The organism is Methylophilus sp. (assembly GCF_052173275.1).
Taxonomy (GTDB): Bacteria; Pseudomonadota; Gammaproteobacteria; order Burkholderiales; family Methylophilaceae; genus Methylophilus.
Genome location: NZ_JBQMUL010000002.1, coordinates 1,129,467 through 1,155,187, shown reverse-complemented (window position 1 = coordinate 1,155,187; position 25,721 = coordinate 1,129,467). Strand labels below are relative to the sequence as shown.

Below are 25,721 nucleotides of genomic sequence, written 5' to 3'. Positions count from 1 at the left end.
ACTTTCGTCACTTTAACCAAATTATTTACGCAGGTTCAGACGCTCGATCAATGTCTGATAGCGGCTGACATCTTTACCCTTCAGGTAATCCAGCAAGCTACGACGTTGGCTAACCAGCGCCAGCAGACCACGACGTGAGTGGTTGTCTTTTTTGTTGGATTTGAAGTGCTCTGTCAGGTAAGTGATGCGGTTGGTCAATAAAGCAACCTGCACTTCTGGGCTGGCAGTATCGTTAGGACTGCGTTGGAAATCTTTGATAATTTTTGCGGATTGTTCTGCGGTAACAGCCATTTTCTTTTCCTAATTAGCGTCAATATCGTTGCAGCCAGACAACCTATTTGCCTTACCGCTTCGATAATCAATTTACTCGAACCCAGCATTATAGTGACAATGCCCCGCCTTGCAAAGTGATTTATACAAGTAAGTTTCTGTTTTTGCTAATTTTTTGTCGATTTCTGCGCAAAGCCGGCTATGAAAAATCCTGATAAAACCCGGCATCTTCAGGTACCGCGCCACGCACACCGCAAATGGCCGCGGCAAATCTGGCAGCCTCGGCCAGCATGGTTTGCCTGGGCATATCGGCCAGCAGGCCACGTATGACTATCGAAGTGTAAGCATCCCCTGCGCCCACGCTATCCACAAACGGCACTCTCAAAGGCACTGGCGCCTCGCGGAAGCTGCTGCCATGTTCATCCAGCCAGAAGCTGCCTTGCTCGCCACAGGTGACAAACATTTCGCGCAAACCGAATGCTGCCAGCAGCTGCCTTGCTTGCGCGTTCAGATCCGGTTCAGCAGGCAAACCAAGCAACTTGCAAACTTCGGGCAACTCTTCATGGTTGATCTTGAGGATATCCGCCGCATTCAAAGCCAGCATCAGGCTGCTTTTGTCATACCAGGGCGCGCGCAGATTAATATCGCAAAAAACAGTCGCGCTATGGCAAAGCTTCAGCCACTGCTCAGCCACGCCCTGCATGGGCGCATGCCTGAGCGCGAGCGTGCCAAAATAGACCAGTTCCGGCGCATATTGCTCGGTCAACACCTCCACCGGCAGCCAATCCAGCGCATCATATGCCTGCCTATCCAGGATTTCAAATCTATGACCATGCTGCTCAAAATGCACTTTTACCTGCCCGGTAGGCAAGGTTGCGTGCTGTTGCACGCCCTTGGTGGACAAGCCAGCCTCATGCATTTCATCCAGGATACGCTGCCCCAAGGCATCTTTGCCTACCGCCGTTAACAAGTGCACGTCCAGGCCAAAAGCATGGCAATGGCGGGCAACGTTATAAGGCGCACCACCAATAATGGTTTGCTCCGGGAAAACATCGCCCAGCACTTCGCCTAAAATCATGACTGAATTCGACATACGTTTTTTCCTATTTTTTTATTGAGCCACGCATACATGCCGGAGATGAAACGGCACCAGATATATCAGTGCGTGCATTTAAACACCACACTGTGTACCCGCGAGGCGCTTATTTTCACTACCCTGCGCAAGGGTTCGAGGTTTGACCGTATACATAAACCATTGTTGCATTGAATTGCGTGAACGAGCAATGTTAACCGTGCAGAAACGCCAAACGCTATACCGGTTACCAAGCGATGAGCGTAATCGCTCATGAAATCACCCTCTAAAAGGGGGCCATGAAATCCGGCCAGGAATTTTTTTATCTTTTGTGTGCATTCCCGAATATCTTTGCTATAATGCGCCTCTTGCAATTCGGGGCTAACTCGAATTGTTGTTGGCCAGATAGCTCAGTCGGTAGAGCAGAGGATTGAAAATCCTCGTGTCGGCAGTTCGATTCTGCCTCTGGCCACCACTTCTTCCATGCCTCTCGGCATATTATTCCTGGGTTTGTTGATGTCATTAAAACACTTAACACCGGATGAATTACACCCCTTATTGAATGACCCATCCTTATTGCTGATTGATATCCGCAATGATCACGAGCTTGTTTCCGGCATGTTACCTGGTGCATTGCATGTGCCTTTGGGTTATCTGGCCAGCGCTTTTCATCAATTGCCGCAAGATAAAAAACTGGTGTTTTATTGCCGCAGTGGCGTACGCTCTGTTTCAGCTGGTGAATTTGCCATCGCACAAGGCGTGGCGGATGTCTCGCACCTGGCAGGCGGCATATTGGCATGGGCGAATGCTGGTTTGCCCATTAAAGCAATATAGTCAGCGCGACATTCCAGGATATTTAATATGGTGAGTGATAAAGAAGTAGATGCCCGTAACTTGAATTGCCCATTGCCCATCTTGCGCTGCAAAAAAGCCCTCAATGATATTGGCCCGGCCCAGGTGCTGAAGATCATGGCCACCGATCCCGGCTCAAAAAAAGATTTCGATGCATTTTGCCGCCAGACCGGCCACACACTGCTTGAACTGCAAGAAGCCGATGGCGTGTTTACCTTCTGGATCAAAAAACGCACGGATTAACTGCGCAGTATTAAAATCAAATTAAAATAAAAAGCCCGCATGGTTGCGGGCTTTTTTGTTTGTAGCGCTTAATGGTTACTTCGCGTTTTCCAGGCTACCCATGGCTTTCGGGAATGTCACGACACCCCAAGGCATGTTTTTCACTTCCACCTGCTTGGTCACTTCGAGCTTTTCAGCATCAATCACAAATACCGCATCAGATTTACCGCACGCCAGCAGAATGTCTTTGTTATCCGGCGTAAAGCTGAAATGCCAGCAACGATTGCCGGTTGGCACTTCTTTGATCTTCTCAAAGGTTTTAGCATCAAACACTTGCAGCAACTTGGCTTTATTCGTAGCTACAAAAATACGCTCACCTTTGGCATCATAGGCAATGCCGTAGGGTGTTACAGCCGTATCTACTGTGCGCACCACATTGAACTCTTTATCAAGCACCAGGAATTTATTGCCGAATTCCAGCGTTGCCAGGTAAGTGTTACCGTCCGGTGAAACCTTGATGCCACGCGGGCGATCGCCATGTGCATGCGTCTGCACGGTTTTGATCAACTCGCCGGTTTCAATGTTATGCACCGTCACGGTATTATCGGCTTCGTTAGTGATCACCAGCTGTTTGCCATCTGCTGAAAACTCAATGCCTTCGGTTTCTGGCCCGCCAGTGATTTCGCGTACTTTTTCACCTTTGCTTAAATCAACCACAGCGATTTTGGCCGGGATTTTTTCTTCATCATCGTCATCGTCGTCTTCCTCACCTGCTTTAGGTGGTGGGCCGCCTTTTGAACTAGGTTCTGAAGACACAAACGCAAAATTGCCGCTTACGCGCACAAACTCAGGGTTTTTGCCGACATTGATCTGCTGCAGGACTTCGCCCGTTGCCGTATCGATCACCGAGATACTTTCGTTATCCTTGGTCGCAACAATCAGTTTTTTACCATCATCAGTCACTGCCAGGCCGCGCGGGCCGGTTGCCTTGACGTCAAAATGTTTGGCCACTTGCCAGGTAGCCAGGTCGATCACTTCCACGCCAGCATCTTGCGTAGACACATAGGCCACAGCGCCAGCAGGCGCAGTTGCAGCAGGCGCCGCAGCTTCTGTTGCAGATTCATCTGCTTTTTGACAGGCAGCCACGCTGGCAACCAATGCCAGCAATAGCAAACTGATGCGCGTGCGACGCGCGAAAGGTGAGTTCAACATGCAATGTATCTCCTGATTATTATTTAAAGTCTAATGACACCAGCAAGAACCATTCTCGCCCATGAAACGGGTGCACAGCACCGCTTATTGCTGATTGATACCAATACACGGGACAATTCGGCTGATATAAACCACCACAACGGCTGATATCAGCCACTCAAAAGCACATTACCCCAAGAATAATTGATAGGCGGGGTTGTCGCTTTCATCCCAGTAAGGATAGCCCAATTGCTCGAGAAACTGCTCAAAAGCAGCTTTCTCTTGCGGCGGCACCTGCATACCCACCAGCACACGGCCAAAATCGGCGCCATGGTTACGGTAATGAAACAAACTGATGTTCCAATTGTGACCCATAGATTCGAGAAAGTTCATCAACGCGCCAGGTTTCTCGGGAAACTCGAAGCGGTACACCACCTCATTCTGCGCTTGCGGTGCATGGCCGCCGACCAGGTGACGCAAGTGCAACTTGGCCATTTCATTGCCGGTCAGGTCTAATGCTTTCAAGCCAGCGGCATCCAGCGCACGTGTGATTTCCGCTGGCTCGGTCATGCTTTGCACCGAGACGCCGACAAAAATATGTGCCTGATTGGCATCTGCATAACGGTAATTAAACTCGGTGATATTGCGGTTGCCCAGCAAGCGGCAAAATGTTTTGAATGCACCCGGGGTTTCCGGGATAGTCACCGCAAAGACCGCTTCCCGGTGCTCGCCGAGCTCGGCGCGCTCGGCAATAAAGCGCAGGCGGTCAAAATTCATATTGGCACCGGAGGCGACCGCAACCAGGCTTTTGCCTTGCAGCTGATGCTGCGCGGCATAGGCTTTTAACCCGGCTAATGCGAGCGCGCCGGCTGGTTCTAGTATGCTGCGGGTATCCTCAAATACATCTTTGATGGCGGCACAGATCTCATCGTTATCGACCACAATCATCTCATCGACAAATTGTTGCACCAGCGAAAATGTATGCTCGCCCACCTGCTTGACCGCAGCACCGTCGGCAAATAAACCCACTTGTGTCAGCATGACGCGCTCGCCGGTTTTCAGGGATTCGGTCATGGCTTCGGCATCTTGTGCTTCTACCCCAATAACCTTGATCTCAGGCCGCAAAGCCTTGATGTAAGCAGCCACACCGGCCAGCAAACCGCCACCGCCTACACAGCAGAAAATCGCCTCGATCGGTTCAGGATGATCCTGCAACACTTCCATGGCGATGGTGCCCTGCCCGGCAATCACATCCGGGTCATCGTAGGGGTGCACAAAGGTCAGGCCTTCGCTTTTCTCCACTTCCAGCGCATGGGCGTAAGCGTCGGAATAACTGTCGCCAAACAACAGCACTTCTGCACCTCGCGCCCTGACGGCATTGATCTTGATCGCCGGCGTAGTAGTGGGCATCACAATCACGGCGCGACAACCCAGCTTTTGCGCACTCAGCGCCACCCCTTGGGCGTGGTTGCCAGCACTTGCGCAGATCACGCCACGCGCAAGCGCCTCGGCCGGGAGATTGGCCATCTTGTTATAGGCGCCGCGCAGTTTGAATGAGAATACCGGTTGCATGTCCTCACGCTTGAGCAAGACCTGGTTTCTTAGCCGCCCACTGAGGTTAGGCATGAGATCCAGCGGCGTGTGGCGGGCCACGGCATAGACTTGGGAGTGTTCGATTTTTTCGCGGTAGTCGGTGGTCATCAAGTGCTTTAAGGTTTTAAAACCGCAAGGTTGCAGTGTATGATAGGAAATTGTTTGTATTATAAAGAATTAATCAAGGATTGAAGCAGATGGCATTGGATAAAGCACAACAAGACGCACTTAAACTGGAAGTGGCAAAAGCAGCGATTACCTACGTAAAAGACGGCATCATCGGCGTGGGCACCGGCTCAACCGCCAATTTCTTTATTGATGAGCTCGCCAAAGTCAAACATAAAATCGAAGGGGCTGTAGCCAGTTCAGAAGCCACAGCGCAACGTTTGCGTGACCACGGCATTGAAGTATTTGACTTGAACAGCGTAGACAGCCTGGATATCTATGTCGATGGCGCGGATGAAATCACCGAGCACCTGCATATGCTAAAAGGCGGCGGCGGCGCGTTGACGCGTGAAAAAATCGTCGCGGCAGTGGCAAAATCATTTATCTGTATCTGTGACGAAAGCAAGTTTGTACCGGTGCTGGGTAAATTCCCATTGCCAGTGGAAGTATTACCTATGGCCCGTAGCCACGTCGCGCGCGAGTTAGTGAAACTGGGTGGCCAGCCCAAACTGCGTGATTTCACCACCGACAATGGCAACCTGATTCTGGACGTACATGGCCTGACCATCAGTGACCCAATCGAGTTGGAAACCAAAATCAATCAAATCGTCGGTGTAGTGACCAACGGCTTGTTTGCGTCACGTGCTGCCAATGTGTTGCTGCTGGCGACGCCAAACGGTGTTAAGACCGTGACCAAATAATTGAAAACTATCACGCTAACAACTATCATAAAGTTGTCATATTGTACTGGTAACCTAGCGGGCACAATAATTAGGAAATTACGTCATGCAATTTGAACATACCTCAAAACAATATGATGTGGAACTGGAATCAGTACGCGCCAAGGTTTTGGAAATGGGGGGGCTGGTTGAACAGCAAATTGTAAATGCGCTGGAATCACTTACGACTGCCGATGTCAACCTGGCCAAAGACGTGATGGCACGTGATGCACGCGTCAATGCCCTGGAAGTACAGGTCGATGAAGACTGCAGCCATATCATTGCCCGTCGTCAGCCTGCGGCTCGCGACCTGCGCATGATCATGATGATGGTGAAAACCATTACCGATCTGGAACGTATCGGCGACGAAGCGACTAAGATTGCACGCACTGCTCAGCGTATTTACGAGCAGGACCGCATGTACAAGCCTCGTTTTAACGAGATTAAATCCATGGTCGGCATCGTGCGCGAGATGCTGCGCACTTCGCTGGATTCATTCGCGCGCCTGGACGTGAGCCAGACCGTAGAAGTGGCTAAGCAGGATGAGCAGGTGGATGAACAATTCCGCGCCGCCATGCGTCAGCTGATCACGTTTATGCTGGAAGATCCACGCACCATCTCCATGTCACTCGAAGTGCTGTTCGTGGCCAAAGCGATTGAGCGCATTGGTGATCACGCAAAGAATATTTCCGAATATGTGGTCTACATGGTGAAGGGCAAAGATATCCGCCACACCAGCCTAGAAGACATCAAACGCGAAACAATGTCTTGATCAGCCAAACAAAAAGCACTCCAAGGAGTGCTTTTTTTCAGCCCGGTGATTCAAGCACTGGGTGGGACATAACCCGTGGCCACATCCGCACCATCGCCAAAGAAATATTTTTCCGTTTGCTCAGACAGATACTTCCTGGCACTGGCGTCAGCCAGACTCAGGCGATTTTCATTGACCAACATGGTTTGCTGCTTTAACCAGCCTGCCCATGCTTCCTTGGACACATGCAGATAAATCTTTTTACCCAGTTCGCCAGGATACGGCGGGAAATCCAGTCCGTCCAGCTCTTTCCCCAGTTTCACGCACTGCACCAATCTTGCCATGTTAAACCTCATTCCACTGCTAAAAGCGTTATCATAGCGCATGTTAAAATGTGATGTAGATTTTTAGAGAGTATCCATGCAAAACAAACCTTCACCCACTCACGAAGAAAGCCCGTTTAAGGGCAAAACCGGCCTTCGCCGCCTGGTCAACGCTTTTGGCTATTCCATGGATGGTTTTAAAGCCGCCTACCAGCATGAAGATGCTTTCAGGCAAGAGGTATGGCTATCGCTGGTATTGATTCCACTGGCTTTTTACCTGGAAGCAGAAGCCTTGCACCGCATCTTGATGGTAGGCAGTGTGCTACTGGTCATGATAGTAGAGTTACTGAATTCTGCCGTGGAAGCCGTGGTAGACCGTGTATCGATAGAGCGGCACGCACTGGCTAAACGCGCTAAGGATATCGGCAGTGCCGCAGTGTTGCTGGCACTCATTAACCTGGGTGTGGTCTGGGGTCTGATCCTGCTCAGTTAAGCTGCTCGATTCATATTGGCGGCAAATAAAAAAGGTTGGCAATTGCCAACCTTTTTTATTACATCGTGTTGATTGAATCAGGCTAAATGCTAGAAATCAGCCCTGGCGCCTATGAGTACCGAACGCGACCCGGCTGGAGAAATATCCTTGAGGAAAGACGCGTGCTCGCGGATCTCATCATTGAGCAGGTTATTCGCTTTGGCAAATAATTCTACGTGATATTTCACGGGTAGCTTGTAAGCCAGCAAAGCGCTCAGATTGGTATAGCCATCTGTTTTCAATTCATTCTCGGCGACGTCATTTTGCTTGAAGGCACGCAACACATCTACGCGCGCATTCCAGTTACCCAACCGGTAATCCAGGCCGCCGCCCACACGCCATGGTGAAATACGCGGCAAATACTCATTGTTCCGTGTATCTTTGGCATGCACATAGTCACCGCGTAATTTGAGCGTCCATTCATCGTTGAGGGCGAATTTTCCGTCCAGTTCCAGACCTTTAAATAAGGCAGGGACGGCCTGAAAATTGGCAATTGGTAAGCCAGAAACCGGATCCGTTGCACCTGAATCAAACAGGCCAATGAAGTTCTGGAAACGGGTAACATAGCCACCAAAGGTGACGCTATGCCCGTTCGCCTTCCACTTCAACTGCGCATCAATGCCGTTCGATACTTCTTTATCCAGATTCACGCTACCGACTTCGAATTGGCCAGTGGCTACATGCTCGCCATTGGCATATAACTCAAAGTAACTAGGTGCACGCTCGTTATGCGAGAGGTTGGCAGTCGCACTCCAGGCATCATCAATGGTATACAAGCCGCCCAAAGCAAAACTATTCGGATTAAAACGGTTGTTGAATGCCTGCGTAAATTTGTCGTCCGCAGTCGAATTGACCGAGGTTTCACCCAGGCGTCCGCCAAAAGTGATTTTGTGTTTATCTATCGGTAATTCTTCATACACGTACAGTGCCTGGGTTTGCGTGACCACATTAGGCACAAAAGCTTCTTCGCCCAGAGCCTGGAAACGCGTATTCTGGAACTGATAGCCGACCACGCCATTCACGCCCGCCCAAGGCACGTGTGTCGCTTCCAGGCTGCCTTCCATACCGCGGTTCTTGAAGGTCGTGCCTACTTCACCATCTTCCAGCTCGACGTGCTGGTAATCGGTATGCGCCAGCCGCAACTTCAATTTCTGCAGCGGGCCGCGCAGTTCTCTGACTTCGCCGGCCAGCTCCCAGCGCTGCTGATCCATATCGATACGCACATTTTCCTCGGCCACCACACCATAATTGTTATTCATATTGGCGTAGGAGATACCCAAATAACCGGTATCGAATGTCCATGCTGCGCCCAATGCTGCACCATCGGCATTGGCGCTACTGTTGGCCAGCTTGCCGTTATTGGTACGTGCACTACCGTCAGCCAACGCCTTACGCTTGGAAACGGCATAGCCAGGGATATCCAGATTGCTGGTTTCACGCGTATAGATATCTGCATGAATCGCAAAGGTGCCATTACCCACATCTATCACCGCTGCGCCATTGCGTGTGTTATCTGGCCCGCCAAAACGCGCTTCAGCACGCCCGGTGGCACCATTTAAAGACTCTTTGGGGATACGGTGATCAATGGCATTGACCACACCACCGACCGCACTGCCGCCGTAGAGCAAGGCCGCTGGCCCGCGCACCACATCAATCTGTTCAATGATCAGTGGATCAATCGCTACCGCGTGGTCAAAACTCAGTGAGCCTGCGTCCAGAATACCGACACCGTTTTGCATGATGCGTACGCGTTCGCCATCCAAGCCTCGAATAATCGGCCGCGAAGCATTAGGGCCAAACTGGGTGGCGGTGACGCCAGGGATACCATTCAGCGTTTCGCCCAGCGTGCCCTGGCGACGCAAACTCAGTTCACGCCCGCCCAGCACTGAAACTGGCACCACCATATCATCAGAAGCAACCCCGAGTGGATTACCCGTCACTGGCACATTGTCTATATCCAGGGTATGACTGTGTTCCTCGGCATGCAGGGTTGTCATCGGCAGCGCTAGTGCGGCCGTCAACGCGAGCCAGACAGGGTTTAGTGTTAACTGGGCCAGGTGCGCAGTGCGCTTCACTGTGTTTATCATAGTTCTTTCTCAACAATTATCCGTCCACAGACAAATGCTCACGCCACACGCAAGTGGCAGCAGTCTCTGCAAACAATGGTTCAAACGCGCACAAGCGCGGTGATAGGGAGGTTAAAGTTGAGTGAGAACGGGTGGGGCACGTGCAGCGTAGGCGCTGGCAAAGGGCTGCACAAAGGAAGGCGTATTGAAGCTATAGGTAGACCGAGTGCCGACGGCAACCGGGCAAACAAACCCCGCTGTCGGTAGGACACCCGCCATGACTGACAAGCCCAAACAAAGCGTACACGGCTCACTGCCGGTGTGTTTGGAATCAGGCTGTGATTGACTGGCAAGCTCGTTTAAGTGGCTGATTTCATGCGCAGCCAGACTGATTTGCGAAGCCGCAAACAGCATGGAAAGGAGCACGAAAATATAAAACCGCTTTAACATGTTGAATATATTAACATATTTAACAGCACCATAAATGCAATTTTGTTGCAAAAATATGACTACCGTACTATCAAGGTCTGCAATATTGATTCAACCGCATGGGCGTTATTTGCTGGCACATAACCCCCTTCCAATACCCAGACCGTCTTGCCTTGCGCGTATTGATCGGCCAGATTGATCAGTTTCTGTGCAATGGCGGCATAACCGGCATCTGAATAATTCAACCCGCCAAGCACATCACCCTGATGCGTATCCAATCCCGCCGAAATTAAAATCAGCTCTGGTTGAAAACGCTGCATGGCAGGCCCCAGTTGTTTTTCAATCGCTGCCAGCACTATCGCTTCGTCACTGCCCGGGGCAACATCTACATTCATGGTGTAACCTTTGCCCTTGCCATGCCCGATCTCATCTGGCCGGCCAGACCTTGGATAAAGCGGGTGTTGATGCGCGCTAAAATAAAACACGCTATCATCCTGCTCAAAAATAGCCTGGGTGCCGTTGCCGTGATGCACGTCGATATCTACGATCAATAACTTGCGCACACCATATTGCTTTTGCGCATAGCGCGCGGCCACCGCCACATGGTTATAAATACAAAAACCCATGCCGCGATCGGCCGTTGCGTGATGCCCGGGCGGCCTGACCAGTGCAAACGCACTTTTGGTTTTGTTTTGCATGACGGCATCGATCCCCGCCATCGCGGCACCGCTTGCCAGTTTTGCGACTGCGAGCGAATCTTTAGAAATCACCGTGTCGCCGGTACTTAGTGTGAGATAAGGCTGGGCGGCGGTTAGCTGTCGTTGCTCGGCTTCTAGCAAATCAAGATAACTGGCTTGATGCACAGTCAGCAAATCCTCCCTCGCAGCCGCAGAAAAAGTCGGCCATCGCAGGTGTGGGCTAAGTGTTTTGTGTTGTTTAAGATGTTGGATGATCGCTGCAAGCCGGTCTGGCTTATCGGGGTGACCGACACCAGTATCATGTTGCAGGAAGCGATCGCTGTAGAGGATGGTAACCGGTGCGGCTAGCGCTTCAACCGGGAAAATGGACAGTAACAAGAAACTCAGAAAATAGCGGCTTATCCAGAAATGCATGTCACCCTCCTCAATCACTGTTTAGAAGGACACTCTTAAAGGGCTTATAAGTTAACGATGCGTTTAGGTGCGATGCGTCCATTCGCAAGCTGCACACCCAGCCCTAAAAATAAGCCTGCCTCACTATAAACCCGCAAATCGCCCTCGGGAATCAGCCCCGGTAACCATACCGGGTTTCCCTGCTTGAAATAATACGCAGCATCCGTAGAAAGCTCTAGCTTAGGCAGGGCGGTAATGGCGGTGTCCACTGGCAACAACAGGGCGTCCCGCGCTTCCATGGTCATGGCTTCCAAAGCGTCCAGCGTCACCGTGTGTGTGATCTGGTAAGTCGCCGTTGCCGTTCTGCGTAAATCGATCAGGTGGGCACCTACATTCAGTGCATGGCCAATATCTTCGGCCAGCGTGCGGATGTAAGTGCCTTTGCTACAAGTGACTTCTATGCTCGCAATATTATCCTGGCAATCCAGCAATTGCATCGCGTAAATCGTCACCTGGCGTGGCTTGCGCTCCAGCTCTATGCCTTCCCTGGCATACGCATACAAGGGCTTGCCATCTACCTTAAGGGCAGAATACATGGGAGGAATCTGGGTGATCTCGCCCGTCAGTCCAGGCAATACCGCGTTAATTTGCTGTGCCTGCACATCACAGGCAACCTGTTGCAAAATATCGCCTTCTTTGTCGCCTGTCGTGGTGGTGACGCCAAATTTGACTGTGGCGATATAGGTTTTATTTTCGTCAGTCAGGTGTTGTGCAAATTTAGTCGCTTCACCCAGGCAAATGGGTAATACACCAGTGGCCAGCGGGTCCAGTGTGCCGGTATGGCCGGCTTTTTGTGCCTGGTACAGCCATTTGACTTTTTGCAGTGCCTGGTTGGATGAGTAGCCATGTGGCTTATCAAGCAGTAACACGCCGTGAACGGCGCGTTTGATGCGTTTGGTTTGCATAGAAAGTTATTCTTGCGAGGGAGTGTCAGGTGTCGCTGGTTCAGGCACCGGTGTTTCGGAGACGGCCTGATTGATCAGCTTATCCATATGCATGCCGCGGTCTATGGATTCGTCATAGACAAAATGCAGTTGCGGCATGGTACGCAGCATCATGCGCTTGCCGAGTTGCGAGCGCAAGAAACCGGCCGCTTTCTCCAGGCCTTCCTGCAGGCCTTTACTGCTTTTAGATGCAGTGTAAAACACTTTGGCGTGCGCCATGTCCCCAGCCACCTCAACATCGGTCAAGGTCACCATTTGCACGCGTGGGTCTTTCACCTCGAACATCAGCAAATCCGCCAGTTCGCGGCGTATTTGCTCAGAGACGCGATCGTTACGTGAGAATGCTTTAGCCATATATTTCTCCTGACTTCAAAAGCCTAAACGAGGCCAAGCGGCACACAAAAAATGGAGCACGGCATATCTTGGATATGTAAGCGAACATTTTTTGGGTGGCACCAAAGCATCATGACGGATTTTAAAGTCAAAGCGTACGCGCCACTTCAACGACTTCATAGATCTCCAGCGTGTCGCCGACTTCGATCTCGTTGTAGTTCTTGAGTGACAGACCACATTCCAAGTTGTTTTTCACTTCCTTGACATCGTCTTTAAAGCGTTTCAATGAATCCAGCTCGCCGGTATGAATGATCACATTGTTACGCAGCAGGCGGACTTTAGCGTTACGTTTGACCACGCCATCCTGTACATAACAACCAGCCACAGAGCCGACTTTGGAAATACGGTACACTTCGCGGATTTCCACGGTACCAATCATTTGCTCTTTCTGCTCTGGTGCCAGCATGCCACCCAGTGCGGCTTTGATTTCGTCTACGGCTTCATAAATGATATTGTAGTAACGTAAATCTACACCCAGGGTTTCGACCAGCTTGCGCGCACCGGTATCGGCACGTACGTTAAAGCCGATCAATACAGCTTTAGAAGCGGCCGCCAGGTTGACATCAGATTCACTGATGGCACCCACAGCGGTGTGAATGATATTGACGCGCACTTCGCTGGTAGACAGTTTTTGCAGGCTGGTCGTCAACGCTTCGAAAGAGCCCTGAACATCTGATTTCACAATCAGGTTCAGCGTTTGCACAGCGCCTTCACCCATATTTTCAAAAATATTTTCCAGCTTGGCTGCATGCTGTTTAGCCAGTTTCACATCACGGAACTTGCCTTGACGGAACAATGCGATTTCACGCGCTTTACGCTCGTCGTTCAGCACAATGGTTTCTTCACCGGCACTTGGCACATCAGACAAACCGAGCACTTCTACCGGAATAGAAGGTCCGGCTTCTTTAATATCATTGCCGTTCTCATCCAGCATGGCACGTACACGGCCATAAGCAGTACCTGCCAGCAACATGTCGCCACGACGCAAGATACCGGATTGCACCAATACGGTAGTGACCGGACCACGGCCTTTATCCAGACGGCCTTCAATCACCAGGCCAGTAGCCGGCGTATTTACTGGAGCCATCAGCTCAAGCACTTCGGCCTGTAACAGTACCGCTTCCAGCAACTCATCAATGCCTTTACCCGTTTTAGCGGATACTTCACGGAACATGGCTTCACCACCATATTCTTCCGGCACCACTTCATGGGTAATCAGCTCGCTCTTCACGCGTTCAGGCTGCGCTTCTGGTTTGTCGATCTTGTTGATCGCCACCACGATAGGCACATTACCCGCTTTGGCGTGGTGAATCGCTTCAATCGTTTGCGGCATGACGCCGTCATCGGCAGACACCACCAGAATGACAATATCGGTCGCCTTGGCACCACGGGCACGCATGGCAGTAAACGCCTCGTGGCCCGGAGTATCCAGGAAAGTCACCATGCCACGTGGTGTTTCCACATGGTAAGCGCCAATGTGCTGGGTAATGCCACCCGCTTCGCCAGAAGCAACGCGGCTACGACGGATATAATCCAGCAAGGAAGTTTTACCATGGTCAACGTGACCCATGACAGTGACGACAGGCGGACGTGATTGCAGCACAGCTTCCGTCATGTCGGTTTCTTCGAGGAAACTCTCAGGATCGTTGGCAGCAGCGGCCTGGGCTTTATGGCCCATTTCTTCTACCAGAATAATCGCAGTGTCCTGATCCAGCACCTGGTTGATGGTGACCATCATGCCCATTTTCATCAAGGCCTTGATCACTTCAGCCGCCTTGACCGACATCTTGTGTGCCAGGTCAGCTACTGAAATGGTTTCAGGGATCATGACTTCTTTGATCACAGGCTCAGTGGGCGCATTAAATGCGTGCTGATCATCTTTGTTAGACTTGTGATGCTTGCCTTTAGGCGTACGCCAGCCTTGAGAGGCGCCACCAGCTGCATCACCGCGTGTTTTGATACCGCGTTTTTTGTTTTCGTTATCGTTCCAGTCACGATTACCAGGTTTGCTCTTTTTATCTTTGCTTTCTGCTGGTTTGTCAGCGACTTTGTTCGCTGGCTTGTGCAGTGTGCCTTCAGATAATTTGGTAGGTGCTGGCTTGTTCTTGGCGGCTTCAGCATCAGCCTGTCGTTTCGCTTCTTCTTCTGCACGACGTAGTGTCAATGCCTGCTTGCGTTGTACATCTTCGGCTTGCAGGGCCAACAGTTTTGCATGGCGAACCGCTTCGTTTTCACGCAACGCGATTTCCTGCACAGATAGTACGGCGCCTTTGGCTTTCGCAACCGGTGCGGCTGGTGCATCTGCTTCAACAGCAGGCTCGGCAACTTCAGCTACAGGTGCTTCTACTACTGGCTCAGGCTCGGCCTCGACCACCGGCACTTCGATTTCTGGCACTTCAACTTCAGGCTGAGTCTCAGCCACGATGACCTCTTCCAATTCTTCAGGCAGTGCGATACCTGGCTCTTCAACGGCAGCAGCGTCCACTGCAGCTTCGTAACCGCCTTCTTCGGAGCGCTCTAATACACGTTTTTTGCGCACTTCAACCTGAATGGTGCGTGCTTTACCTGAACTATCCGTTTTTTTGATTTCGGTGTTCTGTTTGCGCATCAGGGTGATTTTGTTTTTTGGGGCATTGGCAGCGCCATGCTCTTTACGCAAGTAATCCAGCAGTGCAGCCTTGTCACCTTCTTCCAAAAAATCATCCACAGACGTTTTATTGACGCCTGCGCCTTTCAGTTGCTCGATGAGCAGGGTCGTTGGAAGACCCAGCTCTGCGGCAAATTGTGCGACGGTTGAAAGTGCCATGTACTGCTCCAGTTCAATTACTTTATATTCTAATTTAAGGTGTACGCATGATTCTTGCCTGGCGGGTTATGAGAACCGCTGATTACTTAAACTCAGGTTTGCAAATCCAGACTGTTTAAACCACGATTGCTTCAATCGTGATTATTTAAACCAGGGTGCGCGTGCAGTCATAATCAATGACTTGGCACGTTCCTCATCTATTCCAGTCAACTCAACCAGCTCATCCACCGCCAGTTCGGCCAGATCTTCACTTGAATGGATGTTATTCGCTGACAGCTTGTGTGCAGTGTCAGCATCCATGCCTTCAAGCGTCATCAGGTCATGCGTGTCTTCTTCAACTTTCTCTTCTTTGGCGATCGCCTCAGTCAGCAAAGCGGCACGCGCACGTGAACGCAATTCATTGACTGTGTCTTCATCAAAGGCGTCGATCTCGGCCATTTCTGCAATCGGCACATAGGCGATTTCTTCCAGCGTACTGAAGCCTTCCTGCACCAGAATGTCCGCAACTTCTTCATCCACATCCAGTTTTTCAATAAACAACTGGCTGATTTTCGCGTATTCGTCCTGGTTCTTCTGGGCGGCCGCTTCTTCAGTCAGAATATTCAGACTCCAGCCAGTCAGTTCAGAGGCCAGGCGCACGTTTTGGCCATTACGGCCAATCGCTACAGCCAGTTGCTCTTCACTCACCACTACGTCCATACTGTGCGCATCTTCATCAACAACGATAGAGCTCACTTCAGCTGGGGCCAGTGCATTAATCACAAACTGTGCCGGGTCCATACTCCACAATACGATATCGACACGCTCACCACCCAACTCGGAAGTCACTGCCTGTACACGTGAACCACGCATACCTACACAGGTACCTACCGGGTCCAAACGCTGGTCATTGGTTTTAACCGCGATTTTGGAACGCAAACCAGGATCACGTGCTGCAGAGCGAATCTCCAGCAAACCTTCTTCAATCTCAGGCACTTCCAGCTCAAACAAACGCTTGAGGAAATCCGGCGCAATACGCGACAAAATCAATTGCGGGCCACGGCCACCACGGTCTACGCGCGACAAATAAGCACGTACGCGATCACCGACGCGCAGATTTTCTTTTTGGATCATCGCCTCACGCGGTAACAGGCACTCAATACGGCCTACCTCGATAATGGCATTGCCTTTTTCCATACGCTTGATCACGCCAGTGACCAGGCTTTCGCCACGACCCAGAAAGTCCTGGATCATTTGCTCACGTTCAGCTTCACGTACTTTTTGCAGAATGACTTGTTTGGCAGCCTGTGCGCCAATACGGCCAAAAGAGATAGACTCTAACGGCTCTTCAACATAATCGCCGATCTGGCGGCCTTCTGCGCGCGCGTCTTCCTCATCGAACTGATAAGTCGAGCTTTCAAGTAAATCGTACTCCACATATTGCCAGCGCCTGAAAGTGCTGTAATCGCCACTTTCGCGGTCAATCTCCACACGAATATCGGCACCTTCTTCATGGTTCTTTTTAGTTGCCGAAGCCAATGCCAGCTCCAAAGCCGTAAAAATCACTTCTTTACTGACATTCTTTTCATGTGCCAGCGCATCAACCAACAACAATATTTCACGACTCATCGTAATCTCCAACGCACCGTACGAATTAACTAAACAAATTAATCAAAAACCGGGCTCAAGCGAGCCTTGTCTATATTATCCAGCGATAAACTGTAGTTCCAGCCATCACACTCAATCTTTACTTTACCTTCTTCAACGCCGTGCAGAATCCCCAAAAAAGTTTTTCTCGGCAGCGTTGTTGGCGTGGCTTTAGGGCCATCATCCTTAATCCCGATGCGCAACTTGATCTGAACGCGTTCACCGGCAAAGCGGATGAAATCGTTCTCTTTGCGTAATACACGGTCCAGCCCGGCAGAGGAAACTTCCAAGCGGTCATAATCGATATCCAGCTCGACCGTTAACACGTTACCCAGCTGATTACTGACCAGCACGCAATCATCAATATTAACGCTGTCTTTAATATCTGTAGGCGCCAGCTTGTCGATAAACACGCGCAATAACTTACCGCGGTTGGATATTTCAAAATCAACCAACTCATACCCCAATTGGGTAACTGTCTTTTCAACAACCGAATGCAAATCTTGCATGGCGACCCTTATTTCCCAAACATATCGACCAGAAACGAAAAATGGGCGCAAAGCCCATCAATCCACAACATTATACCAAAATTCCTTTTAAATTTAAAGCCATAACTTGAAGCATGCTCCTGCCACCTGCTTGCCACATCGCGCAAAATAAAAGCTCGCCTAGTCTCATTAGCCCCAATGGGCCAATGACAGTTGGAGTAAGATTTCTTATGATGCTTGCAAACGAGGGAGAAGCCTCAAACAACAGCTGTACAACGCAGACCAATACTGCCTCAGCGGCGTGAATCACAAGGTAGCAAGCAATTCAGCAAGACAGATTTCATGGCAGTCTATTAAATGTTTTATCCTAATAGACTTTGATAGCCCGGTGCGTGCACCGGGTTTTTTTATGCGTGTTTTGTGGTGAGTGGGCGTCAGCCAGGTCGCTGATGCGCTGTGACAGCGTAAAAGCAAAAACCCCGCTATTGCTAGCGGGGTTTTCTTATAAGGAGCTTGGGGATGACCTACTTTCGCATACGAAGAGTACACTATCATTGGCGCAAGTTCGTTTCACGGCCCTGTTCGAGATGGGAAGGGGTGGTTCCAAACCGCTATTGTCCCCAAACATAACTGGTAATGTTATGCATGGTGCTGAGCCTGGTGTTACTTTGGCATCAGCCTGCTTTAACAAATTGGAAGAAGTAAAGGATGCAAGCGTTTTACGCTTGTTTTCAATGGGATTTAGATGTTGAAACAACGTGTTGTTTCAGTATTTCTAGATGATTGCCAAATCATATTGCTTTGAACTACACCTTTTTAGATTCTCTCAATGGTTTCCCATTCAGGTCGTCTAAGTTTTAAGGTTATAGGATCAAGCCTCACGAGCAATTAGTATCAGTTAGCTTAATGCATTACTGCACTTCCACACCTGACCTATCAACGTCCTGGTCTTGAACGACTCTTTAGCTGGCTTAAAGCCAGAGGCAAGTCTCATCTCGAGGCGAGTTTCACGCTTAGATGCTTTCAGCGTTTATCTCTTCCGCACTTAGCTACCCAGCTATACCATTGGCATGATAACTGGTCCACCAGAGGTGCGTCCACTCCGGTCCTCTCGTACTAGGAGCAGGTCCCCTCAAACTTGCAGCGCCCACGGCAGATAGGGACCAAACTGTCTCACGACGTTTTAAACCCAGCTCACGTACCACTTTAAATGGCGAACAGCCATACCCTTGGGACCGGCTACAGCCCCAGGATGTGATGAGCCGACATCGAGGTGCCAAACTCCCCCGTCGATATGAACTCTTGGGAGGAATCAGCCTGTTATCCCCAGAGTACCTTTTATCCGTTGAGCGATGGCCCTTCCATACAGAACCACCGGATCACTATGACCTGCTTTCGCACCTGCTCGACCTGTCCGTCTCGCAGTCAAGCAACCTTTTGCCATTGCACTATCAGTACGATTTCCGACCGTACCTAGGTTACCTTCGCACTCCTCCGTTACTCTTTGGGAGGAGACCGCCCCAGTCAAACTGCCTACCATACACGGTCCCCAGTCCGGATTACGGACCTAGGTTAGAACCTCAACAACATCAGGGTGGTATTTCAAGGTTGACTCCACGATATCTAGCGACACCGCTTCATAGTCTCCCACCTATCCTACACAAATCTTGTCAAAGTCCAATGTAAAGCTGCAGTAAAGGTTCATGGGGTCTTTCCGTCTAGCCGCGGGGAGATTGCATCTTCACAAACATTTCAACTTCGCTGAGTCCCGAGAGGAGACAGTGTGGCCATCGTTACGCCATTCGTGCGGGTCGGAACTTACCCGACAAGGAATTTCGCTACCTTAGGACCGTTATAGTTACGGCCGCCGTTTACTGGGACTTCAATCAAGAGCTTGCACCCCATCATTTAATCTTCCAGCACCGGGCAGGCGTCACACCCTATACGTCCACTTTCGTGTTTGCAGAGTGCTGTGTTTTTATTAAACAGTCGCAGCCACCTTTTCACTGCAACCCCATCACGCTTCTAGAGCAAGTCTATACACGTTACCGGGGCGCACCTTCTCCCGAAGTTACGGTGCTAATTTGCCGAGTTCCTTCTCCCGGGTTCTCTCAAGCGCCTTAGAATTCTCATCCTGCCCACCTGTGTCGGTTTGCGGTACGGTCTTATACAACTGAAGCTTAGTGGCTTTTCTTGGAAGCATGGTATCAATCACTTCGTCTGCAAGCAGACTCGTTATCACGTCTCAGTCTTAGCTCTCCGGATTTGCCTAAAGAACCAACCTACACGCTTGAACCGGGACATCCAACACCCGGCTGACCTAACCTTCTCCGTCCCCACATCGCATTGTATAGAGGTACAGGAATATTAACCTGTTTCCCATCAGCTACGCATCTCTGCCTCACCTTAGGGGCCGACTCACCCTGCGCCGATGAACGTTGCGCAGGAAACCTTGGGCTTTCGGCGAGGGAGCTTTTCACTCCCTTTATCGCTACTCATGTCAGCATTCGCACTTCTGATACCTCCAGCGCCCCTCACAGGACACCTTCGCAGGCCTACAGAACGCTCTCCTACCATGCACATCATAAATGATGGCATCCGAAGCTTCGGTTACGTGCTTAGCCCCGTTACATCTTCCGCGCAGGACGACTCGACCAGTGAGCTATTACGCTTTCTTTAAATGATGGCTGCTTCTAAGCCAACATCCTGGCTGTCTATGCCTTCCCACTTCGTTTTCCACTTAGCACGTCATTTGGGACCTTAGCTGTCGGTCTGGGTTGTTTCCCTCTTGACCACGGACGTTAGCACCCATGGTCTGTCTCCCGTAATTGCATTTCTCAGTATTCGGAGTTTGCAATGGTTTGGTAAGTTCTTATGAACCCCCTAGCCATAACAGTGCTCTACCCCCGAGAATGATATACGAGGCACTACCTAAATAGTTTTCGGAGAGAACCAGCTATCTCCAAGTTTGTTTAGCCTTTCACCCCTATCCACAGCTCATCCCCAAATTTTTCAACATTTGTGGGTTCGGACCTCCAGTACCTGTTACGGCACCTTCATCCTGGCCATGGATAGATCACTTGGTTTCGGGTCTACACCCAGCGACTAAAACGCCCTATTCGGACTCGATTTCTCTACGCCTCCCCTATCGGTTAAGCTTGCCACTGAATGTAAGTCGCTGACCCATTATACAAAAGGTACGCAGTCACGGAACAAGTCCGCTCCCACTGTTTGTATGCATACGGTTTCAGGATCTATTTCACTCCCCTCCCGGGGTTCTTTTCGCCTTTCCCTCACGGTACTTGTTCACTATCGGTCGATTACGAGTATTTAGCCTTGGAGGATGGTCCCCCCATGTTCAGACAAGGTTTCTCGTGCCCCGCCCTACTTTTCGTTACCCTAGTTCCACAGACGGGATTTCGTATACGGGACTATCACCCACTACGGTCGGACTTTCCATTCCGTTCTACTATCGCATCTGCTAAAAATAACAGGCTATTCCATGTTCGCTCGCCACTACTTACGGAATCTCGGTTGATTTCTTTTCCTCGAGCTACTTAGATGTTTCAGTTCACTCGGTTCGCCACCATCTCCCTATATATTCAGGAGCGGTTACCCTTGCGGGTGGGTTTCCCCATTCGGACATCTCCGGATCAAAGCTTATTTGCCAGCTCCCCGAAGCTTTTCGCAGGCTATCACGTCCTTCATCGCCTGTAATCGCCAAGGCATCCACCATATGCACTTATTCACTTGACCCTATAACGTTAAAACCTAAACCCTTTTTAAATCTAGATTTCGTCGTGCATGAGACACGCGTTACAGGTAATTCTAAAGCACTATCAAACCTCGTTAGATTTGCTTAAACCATTGATTACTCAACAACCTAAGCCTCTCAACTTGCGTTTAATATATTTATGATTTTGCAATCAATCGATATTGTTTCCGGTTAAAAAACAATATCGCCCATTGAATATAAGTTGTCATCACACAACCTATATTCCTTTACTTCTTCCATTTTGTTAAAGAGCAGTCCAGTTAAAAAACTAGAAGCAAGCACTACGCAAGTAACGCTTGCTTCTAATCTCTAATCTACAACAAAGATCCATTAACCTAAACCATCATGAAGGTGGTGGAGGATAACGGGATCGAACCGTTGACCCCCTGCTTGCAAAGCAGGTGCTCTCCCAGCTGAGCTAATCCCCCAATATAGAGTGGTGGGTCTGGTTGGGCTCGAACCAACGACCCCCGCCTTATCAAGACGGTGCTCTAACCAGCTGAGCTACAGACCCTAAGGCGGTTTGCCTAAATCTTTGTTGCTGCTTAATTTTAGATGACTGATAAGAGTGAATGCTTGAAGCCGAGTGATCTTCTCTAGAAAGGAGGTGATCCAGCCGCACCTTCCGATACGGCTACCTTGTTACGACTTCACCCCAGTCATGAATACTACCGTGGTAAGCGTCCCCCTTGCGGTTAGACTACCTACTTCTGGTAAAACCCACTCCCATGGTGTGACGGGCGGTGTGTACAAGGCCCGGGAACGTATTCACCGCGACATGCTGATCCGCGATTACTAGCGATTCCGACTTCATGCTCTCGAGTTGCAGAGAACAATCCGGACTACGATCGGCTTTCTGAGATTAGCTCCCCCTCGCGGGTTGGCAACTCTCTGTACCGACCATTGTATTACGTGTGAAGCCCTGGCCATAAGGGCCATGAGGACTTGACGTCATCCCCACCTTCCTCCGGTTTGTCACCGGCAGTCCCATTAAAGTGCCCAACTAAATGATGGCAATTAATGGCAAGGGTTGCGCTCGTTGCGGGACTTAACCCAACATCTCACGACACGAGCTGACGACAGCCATGCAGCACCTGTGTCCACTTTCCCTTACGGGCACCTAATGCATCTCTGCTTCGTTAGTGGCATGTCAAGGCCAGGTAAGGTTTTTCGCGTTGCATCGAATTAATCCACATAATCCACCGCTTGTGCGGGCCCCCGTCAATTCCTTTGAGTTTTAATCTTGCGACCGTACTCCCCAGGCGGTCTACTTCACGCGTTAGCTGCGTTACTCATGGATTTTACTCCACCAACAACTAGTAGACATCGTTTAGGGCGTGGACTACCAGGGTATCTAATCCTGTTTGCTCCCCACGCTTTCGTGCATGAGCGTCAATATTATCCCAGGGGGCTGCCTTCGCCATTGGTATTCCTCCACATCTCTACGCATTTCACTGCTACACGTGGAATTCTACCCCCCTCTGACATATTCTAGTCTGGCAGTTTCAAACGCAGTTCCCAAGTTGAGCTCGGGGATTTCACATCTGACTTGCCAAACCGCCTGCGCACGCTTTACGCCCAGTAATTCCGATTAACGCTCGCACCCTACGTATTACCGCGGCTGCTGGCACGTAGTTAGCCGGTGCTTCTTATCAAGGTACCGTCAGCCTCACACTTTATTAGAATGTAAGTTTTCTTCCCTTGCGAAAGAGCTTTACAACCCGAAGGCCTTCTTCACTCACGCGGAATGGCTGGATCAGGCTTTCGCCCATTGTCCAAAATTCCCCACTGCTGCCTCCCGTAGGAGTCTGGACCGTGTCTCAGTTCCAGTGTGGCTGGTCGTCCTCTCAGACCAGCTACTGATCGAAGCCTTGGTAGGCCATTACCCCACCAACTAGCTAATCAGATATCGGCCGCTCTTATAACGTAAGGTCCGAAGATCCCCTACTTTCCCCCTCAGGGCGTATGCGGTATTAGCTAATCTTTCGACTAGTTATCCCCCATTACAAGGCACGTTCCGATATATTACTCACCCGTTCGCCACTAATCCCCCTAGCAAGCTAAGGTTCATCGTTCGACTTGCATGTGTAAAGCATTCCGCCAGCGTTCAATCTGAGCCAGGATCAAACTCTTCAGTTTATTCCTAACTATTACTTTATACCTCTTTCGAGGCGGTATTCGTTTCGCTTAATTTCTCAAATTCATTTCAAGGTATGTGTGTCAAAAACACTGTACATACTTGTCATAAATCTAAGTGTAAAGCATTTGTATTTTCTGAGTTTCTACGCATTAAATGCGCTTCACTCAACTACAAACACCCACACTTATCAGTCATCCTAATTTTTAAAGAACAGGGCCACCAGGGCCTTCATCGCTTACGTTGTTTCGTAACGAGGTGCGCATTATATAGGGCTGAGCTTTGCGGTCAACCCTTATTTTTCCATTTTTACATTTTTGTTACAAATTACTAGAATTACCTTTTTCAGCAGCTGTGATCAAGCGAGTTTCAAGGCTGCTTTCAGGCGTCTCCATGCCTGGGTTAATGCATTGCCATCCAGCTTGTAATGTTTATGCAAGGGCTGTTTGACTTCCCACTTCACTTTTAGCCCAGCAGGGAATATCACGAAGTCACCTTTGCCAAAAGACACCGGTGCGCCATTGGTCGGTGTTACTACACATTCGCCTTCTAATATATAGGCCTGTTCTTCTTCATGGAATATCCAGTCAAAGACGGAGACTTCTTTTTGCCAGGTAGGCCATTTGGAAACACCGAGGCTGTTTAATTGTGTTTCGGCAGGATTGTGTTGAACTTGAATTTGCATGATGAAAATCCCATGATATAAATCGTTAGCTAAAACGCGCATTTTATAGGAAGCCGATATTCAGCAGTAAAGTTGTTCAGTAGTAAAATAGCTTTTTTGTATTTATAGAGTGTGTGATGCGCATATCCTTGACCAAGGCGATTGAACTGTTAAAGCAGGGCGAGGTGGTCGCTATCCCGACAGAAACGGTCTACGGGCTGGCGGCCGACGCCCGCGATGCGCAGGCAATTGCCAAGATATATGCTACGAAAGAGCGGCCAGCCAACAATCCACTAATTGTGCATATTGCTAGCAGCGAGCAGGTAGCAGATTGGGCAAGTGAATGTTCACCCTTGGCGCAAAAGCTGGCCGAGGCATTCTGGCCCGGACCGTTTACATTGGTGTTGCTTGCCCGCGAGGATGTCTGTTCTGCCGTGCGTGCAGGTGAACCTACCGTTGCCCTGCGGGTGCCTGCGCACCCGGTGACCCAGCAATTATTGCGCGAAAGCGGATTGGGGCTGGCGGCACCCTCCGCCAATAAATACACGCAATTAAGCCCGACCACAGCTGCGCATGTTGAATTTAGCCTGGGAGAAGGCATTCCCGTGCTGGACGGTGGCGCTTGCCAGGTCGGTATCGAATCCACCATTGTCAGCGTCTCTGGTGACCGCTGGCAATTACTGCGACCGGGCATGATTGCTGAGGCGGCCATTGCACTAGTCGCAGGTTCACCAGCCAGCCAGATAGCACTTGCGGAAACACCGAAGGCGCCGGGACAGCACCTGCTGCACTATTCACCCCGCACGCCATGCTTGCTGTTTGATTCGCGCCAGTCATTGCATGACTATGCGGCAAACAGGTCTGATGCTGTCGCTTTATTGATAGGCAACCATGATTTGCCTGGCATTAAGAATATAGCCCTGGCAGAAGACCCTGCCTTGGCCGCCGAACAACTTTATGCGGCATTGCATACACTGGATGCCATGCATGCGGCAGTCATCCTGATCGAGTCGCCCCCGGACACACCGGCCTGGACGGCCCTGAAGGACAGGCTGCAGCGCGCGGCTTACCAGCCACCCGCGTAAAAAGATTGAGTCTGCCTAGCATGACTGGCACAATGCTAGGCATTCACCTTTTCCAATGACATCAGAACACCAATACATAATGAAGAACGCTTATCACTTTTTAATCCTGGCTGCAGTTTCAGCTTTATTGTTTGGCTGCAAAAGTTTTGAAATGCCCAGCGTGTTTGAGAAAGGCACCAGGGAAACGCCACGCTATGGCAAGGATGCCGTTCATTACCAGTGTGAGAACTACCAGTCGTTTGGCCTGAAGCTATCGCAGAACGGGGAGGATGCCTGGGTGATGCTGCCTGATCACGAAGTAGGGCTGGTCAGGGACGCGAATGACAAGCAGCTTTACCATTATGGCACCATGGATTTGCGTTTGAATGGTGACCAGACGACGCTGGATGATAGCGACCACTTACACCTTAAAGGGTGCAAGCCACCGGCTGCCAGCTAGTCGCTTTATTTTTTCCAACAACCCCATG

21 protein-coding genes, 3 tRNA genes and 3 rRNA genes are annotated in these 25,721 nt (G+C 50.3%); 8 read left to right on the top strand and 19 right to left on the bottom strand.

What is annotated here, in order from left to right; all coding sequences use genetic code 11:
- Positions 1–21: 21 nt before the first annotated feature.
- Both rpsO and ACTS9Y_RS06970 read right to left on the bottom strand, forming a co-directional pair.
- Positions 22–291 (bottom strand): 30S ribosomal protein S15, encoded by a 270-nt coding sequence (gene rpsO, locus ACTS9Y_RS06975; RefSeq protein WP_379034001.1) that lies wholly within the window; start codon positions 289–291, stop codon positions 22–24.
- A gap of 178 nt (positions 292–469) precedes the next feature.
- The gene (locus tag ACTS9Y_RS06970) at positions 470–1,363 is read right to left on the bottom strand and encodes a PfkB family carbohydrate kinase (RefSeq protein ID WP_442585235.1); all 894 of its coding nucleotides are present in this window, start codon (positions 1,361–1,363) and stop codon (positions 470–472) included.
- Between the two features lie 378 nt (positions 1,364–1,741).
- On the opposite strand from ACTS9Y_RS06970, the gene ACTS9Y_RS06965 reads away from it, so the two are divergent.
- The 3 genes from ACTS9Y_RS06965 to ACTS9Y_RS06955 all read left to right on the top strand — a co-directional run bounded on the left by ACTS9Y_RS06965 (position 1,742) and on the right by ACTS9Y_RS06955 (position 2,437).
- Positions 1,742–1,817: transfer RNA gene (locus ACTS9Y_RS06965), tRNA-Phe, on the top strand.
- Between the two features lie 41 nt (positions 1,818–1,858).
- Positions 1,859–2,176 carry a rhodanese-like domain-containing protein gene (locus ACTS9Y_RS06960; RefSeq protein ID WP_442585234.1) on the top strand — a complete coding sequence of 106 codons (318 nt, stop codon included), beginning with the start codon at positions 1,859–1,861 and terminating at the stop codon, positions 2,174–2,176.
- Positions 2,177–2,203: 27 nt separating this feature from the next.
- The gene (locus ACTS9Y_RS06955) at positions 2,204–2,437 is read left to right on the top strand and encodes a sulfurtransferase TusA family protein (RefSeq protein WP_442585233.1); all 234 of its coding nucleotides are present in this window, start codon (positions 2,204–2,206) and stop codon (positions 2,435–2,437) included.
- A gap of 75 nt (positions 2,438–2,512) precedes the next feature.
- Here the strand turns inward: ACTS9Y_RS06955 and ACTS9Y_RS06950 are convergent, their stop codons facing one another.
- Together ACTS9Y_RS06950 and ilvA are read right to left on the bottom strand one after the other, a co-directional pair.
- On the bottom strand, positions 2,513–3,628 hold the full coding sequence (locus ACTS9Y_RS06950) for a YVTN family beta-propeller repeat protein (protein ID WP_442585232.1): 1,116 nt from the start codon (positions 3,626–3,628) through the stop codon (positions 2,513–2,515).
- Positions 3,629–3,796: 168 nt separating this feature from the next.
- A complete protein-coding gene (ilvA, locus tag ACTS9Y_RS06945; RefSeq protein WP_442585231.1) occupies positions 3,797–5,308 on the bottom strand; it encodes a threonine ammonia-lyase, biosynthetic in 1,512 nt (503 codons plus the stop codon).
- A gap of 89 nt (positions 5,309–5,397) precedes the next feature.
- On the opposite strand from ilvA, the gene rpiA reads away from it, so the two are divergent.
- Positions 5,398–6,066: a ribose-5-phosphate isomerase RpiA gene (rpiA, locus tag ACTS9Y_RS06940; RefSeq protein ID WP_442585230.1), complete on the top strand. Its 669-nt coding sequence runs from the start codon at positions 5,398–5,400 to the stop codon at positions 6,064–6,066.
- Between the two features lie 85 nt (positions 6,067–6,151).
- A complete protein-coding gene (gene phoU / locus ACTS9Y_RS06935) occupies positions 6,152–6,856 on the top strand; it encodes a phosphate signaling complex protein PhoU (RefSeq protein ID WP_442585229.1) in 705 nt (234 codons plus the stop codon).
- Between the two features lie 50 nt (positions 6,857–6,906).
- On the opposite strand, the gene ACTS9Y_RS06930 is transcribed toward phoU, so the two are convergent.
- Positions 6,907–7,179 (bottom strand): oxidative damage protection protein, encoded by a 273-nt coding sequence (locus ACTS9Y_RS06930; protein ID WP_379033986.1) that lies wholly within the window; start codon positions 7,177–7,179, stop codon positions 6,907–6,909.
- A 76-nt stretch (positions 7,180–7,255) separates the two neighbouring features.
- Between ACTS9Y_RS06930 and ACTS9Y_RS06925 the strand changes: the two genes are divergently transcribed.
- Complete coding sequence (locus ACTS9Y_RS06925) at positions 7,256–7,651, top strand: diacylglycerol kinase (protein WP_442585228.1); 396 nt, start codon at positions 7,256–7,258, stop codon at positions 7,649–7,651.
- A gap of 89 nt (positions 7,652–7,740) precedes the next feature.
- Here the strand turns inward: ACTS9Y_RS06925 and ACTS9Y_RS06920 are convergent, their stop codons facing one another.
- The 14 genes from ACTS9Y_RS06920 to ACTS9Y_RS06855 all read right to left on the bottom strand — a co-directional run bounded on the left by ACTS9Y_RS06920 (position 7,741) and on the right by ACTS9Y_RS06855 (position 24,190).
- The gene (locus ACTS9Y_RS06920) at positions 7,741–9,777 is read right to left on the bottom strand and encodes a TonB-dependent receptor (RefSeq protein ID WP_442585227.1); all 2,037 of its coding nucleotides are present in this window, start codon (positions 9,775–9,777) and stop codon (positions 7,741–7,743) included.
- A gap of 111 nt (positions 9,778–9,888) precedes the next feature.
- The gene (locus ACTS9Y_RS06915; RefSeq protein WP_442585226.1) at positions 9,889–10,206 is read right to left on the bottom strand and encodes a hypothetical protein; all 318 of its coding nucleotides are present in this window, start codon (positions 10,204–10,206) and stop codon (positions 9,889–9,891) included.
- Between the two features lie 59 nt (positions 10,207–10,265).
- Positions 10,266–11,297: a histone deacetylase family protein gene (locus ACTS9Y_RS06910; protein ID WP_442585225.1), complete on the bottom strand. Its 1,032-nt coding sequence runs from the start codon at positions 11,295–11,297 to the stop codon at positions 10,266–10,268.
- 44 nt (positions 11,298–11,341) lie between these two features.
- On the bottom strand, positions 11,342–12,241 hold the full coding sequence (gene truB / locus ACTS9Y_RS06905) for a tRNA pseudouridine(55) synthase TruB (protein ID WP_442585224.1): 900 nt from the start codon (positions 12,239–12,241) through the stop codon (positions 11,342–11,344).
- Between the two features lie 6 nt (positions 12,242–12,247).
- Positions 12,248–12,634 carry a 30S ribosome-binding factor RbfA gene (gene rbfA / locus ACTS9Y_RS06900; protein ID WP_442585223.1) on the bottom strand — a complete coding sequence of 129 codons (387 nt, stop codon included), beginning with the start codon at positions 12,632–12,634 and terminating at the stop codon, positions 12,248–12,250.
- A 127-nt stretch (positions 12,635–12,761) separates the two neighbouring features.
- Positions 12,762–15,479, bottom strand: a complete 2,718-nt coding sequence (gene infB / locus ACTS9Y_RS06895; RefSeq protein ID WP_442585222.1) for a translation initiation factor IF-2 — start codon at positions 15,477–15,479, stop codon at positions 12,762–12,764.
- A gap of 141 nt (positions 15,480–15,620) precedes the next feature.
- Positions 15,621–17,087 (bottom strand): transcription termination factor NusA, encoded by a 1,467-nt coding sequence (nusA, locus tag ACTS9Y_RS06890; protein ID WP_442585221.1) that lies wholly within the window; start codon positions 17,085–17,087, stop codon positions 15,621–15,623.
- A gap of 38 nt (positions 17,088–17,125) precedes the next feature.
- Complete coding sequence (gene rimP, locus ACTS9Y_RS06885; RefSeq protein ID WP_442585220.1) at positions 17,126–17,614, bottom strand: ribosome maturation factor RimP; 489 nt, start codon at positions 17,612–17,614, stop codon at positions 17,126–17,128.
- 490 nt (positions 17,615–18,104) lie between these two features.
- Positions 18,105–18,218 (bottom strand): 5S ribosomal RNA (gene rrf / locus ACTS9Y_RS06880).
- 242 nt (positions 18,219–18,460) lie between these two features.
- Positions 18,461–21,349, bottom strand: a 23S ribosomal RNA gene (locus ACTS9Y_RS06875).
- A gap of 371 nt (positions 21,350–21,720) precedes the next feature.
- Positions 21,721–21,796, bottom strand: a tRNA-Ala gene (locus ACTS9Y_RS06870).
- A 9-nt stretch (positions 21,797–21,805) separates the two neighbouring features.
- Positions 21,806–21,882: transfer RNA gene (locus tag ACTS9Y_RS06865), tRNA-Ile, on the bottom strand.
- An 86-nt stretch (positions 21,883–21,968) separates the two neighbouring features.
- Positions 21,969–23,507, bottom strand: a 16S ribosomal RNA gene (locus ACTS9Y_RS06860).
- The 16S, 23S and 5S rRNA genes sit together here with 2 tRNA genes alongside, the layout of an rRNA operon.
- 356 nt (positions 23,508–23,863) lie before the next feature.
- Positions 23,864–24,190, bottom strand: a complete 327-nt coding sequence (locus ACTS9Y_RS06855; protein ID WP_442585219.1) for a cupin domain-containing protein — start codon at positions 24,188–24,190, stop codon at positions 23,864–23,866.
- A gap of 116 nt (positions 24,191–24,306) precedes the next feature.
- Between ACTS9Y_RS06855 and ACTS9Y_RS06850 the strand changes: the two genes are divergently transcribed.
- Positions 24,307–25,254, top strand: coding sequence for an L-threonylcarbamoyladenylate synthase (locus tag ACTS9Y_RS06850; RefSeq protein WP_442585218.1), 948 nt, complete (start codon positions 24,307–24,309; stop codon positions 25,252–25,254).
- Between the two features lie 79 nt (positions 25,255–25,333).
- Entirely contained in the window at positions 25,334–25,693 is a 360-nt protein-coding gene (locus ACTS9Y_RS06845) for a hypothetical protein (protein ID WP_442585217.1), read from the top strand.
- The last annotated feature ends 28 nt before the right edge of the window (positions 25,694–25,721 follow it).